The organism is Stenotrophomonas sp. 2YAF22, assembly GCF_052114665.1.
GTDB classification, from domain to species: Bacteria; Pseudomonadota; Gammaproteobacteria; order Xanthomonadales; family Xanthomonadaceae; genus Stenotrophomonas; species Stenotrophomonas indicatrix.
Genome location: NZ_JBFRFE010000837.1, coordinates 1 through 1450, shown reverse-complemented (window position 1 = coordinate 1450; position 1450 = coordinate 1). Strand labels below are relative to the sequence as shown.

Sequence of the window (1450 nt, the reverse complement as noted above, 5' to 3'; positions counted from 1 at the left end):
GGCCGGCAGTGCCTTATCGGTGCATGCCCGTGCCTGCCGGCCAGCGGCCGGCATTACCGCAGTCCGCCTCCCCGGTGGGTGCGGACCGTGGTCCGCACGCTTTATAGTGTCGCCCATGAATAAACGAGCCAAGGGCGCACGGCGTCCGCTCACCTGTCTTTCCGCCGCGCTGCTGGCCCTGGTCAGCAGTTCGGCCATGGCCCTGGGCCTGGGCGACATCCGGGTCCTGTCCAAGCCGGGACAGCCGCTGCTGGCCGAGATCCCGGTGATCTCGGCCGATCCGTCCGAACTTGAGAACCTGCGCGTCGCGCTCGCTTCGCCGGTCACCTTTGAGCGCGTTGGCCTGCAGCGCCCGGCAGGTCTGGTCAGCGAACTGCAGTTCGAGCTGACCCGCAATGCGCAGGGCAGGGCGGTGGTGCGGGTAACCTCGCAGACCCCTGTGGAAACACCCTCGTTGAGCTTCCTGGTCGAGGCCGATTGGGGCCAGGGTCGGCTGGTGCGTGAGTACTCGGCGCTGGTCGATGCACCGGCCAGTGCACTGGCCGTGGCCGAACCGGAAATCGTCGCGCCGGCCGGCGTGCTGTCGGACACCATCGTCCGTGATGCGCCTGCCGCCGCTGCAACCGCACCCGAGCCGGCACCGGTCACGGCGGCCGCCGCACCTGCTGCACCGCGTCCACGGGCCGCGTCACCTGCGCCAGCACCAGCAGTGCCAGCGCCTACGCTGGCCACAGACGGCAGCGTGACCGTGCAGCGCGGGCAGACGCTTTCGCAGATCGCCGGCTCGCTGGCCCGTGGCAATCAGATCAGTCGCGACCGGGCGATGATCGCGCTGTTGCGTGCCAACCCCGAAGCCTTCATCCGAGGCAACGTCAACCTGCTCAAGCAGGGCGCGGTGCTGCGCATGCCGGGCGATACCGCACTGGCTGCGGTGGATGCGGCCGAGGCCGCCGCGCTGGTTCGTGAACATGCCGCGCAGTGGCGGCAGGCACGCACCGTGCCACAGCCGGCCGGCGCCCCGATGCCGATGGCCAAGGCCGATGGCGCTGCTTCTTCCCCGGCTGCGGCCACAGGGGCACGACTTGAAATCGCTCCGGCGCTGGCATCCGACGCCGCGCACGCGGGCACAACCACCGGCACCAGTGCCGGCAGCGAGGGTGACATGCTGGGCAACGAACAACTGCGCCAGGCCAAGGAGGACATCGCCACCCGCGATGCCGAAATCGGCGATCTGAAGCAGCGCGTGGCGGAGCTGGAGAAGCTCAAGGAGCAGCAGCAGTCACTGATCGCGATGAAGGACAACGACCTGGCCGCCGCGCAGCAGCGTTTGGCCCAGGCGCCCGGTGCGCCCGGCGCTGGCACGCCGTGGTACTGGCTGGGCCTGCCGCTGCTCGTGCTGGTTGCCTTGGGCGCCTGGCTGCTGCGTCGTCGCAAGCCCTCGCCGCTGCCG

General features: G+C 70.1%; 1 protein-coding gene. It reads left to right on the top strand.

All coding sequences use genetic code 11. The annotated features are described in order from the left end of the window. Window positions 1–115: 115 nt before the first annotated feature. The coding region (locus AB4Y84_RS21585; protein WP_442250921.1) for a type IV pilus assembly protein FimV at window positions 116–1450 on the top strand (1335 nt) is incomplete at its 3' end.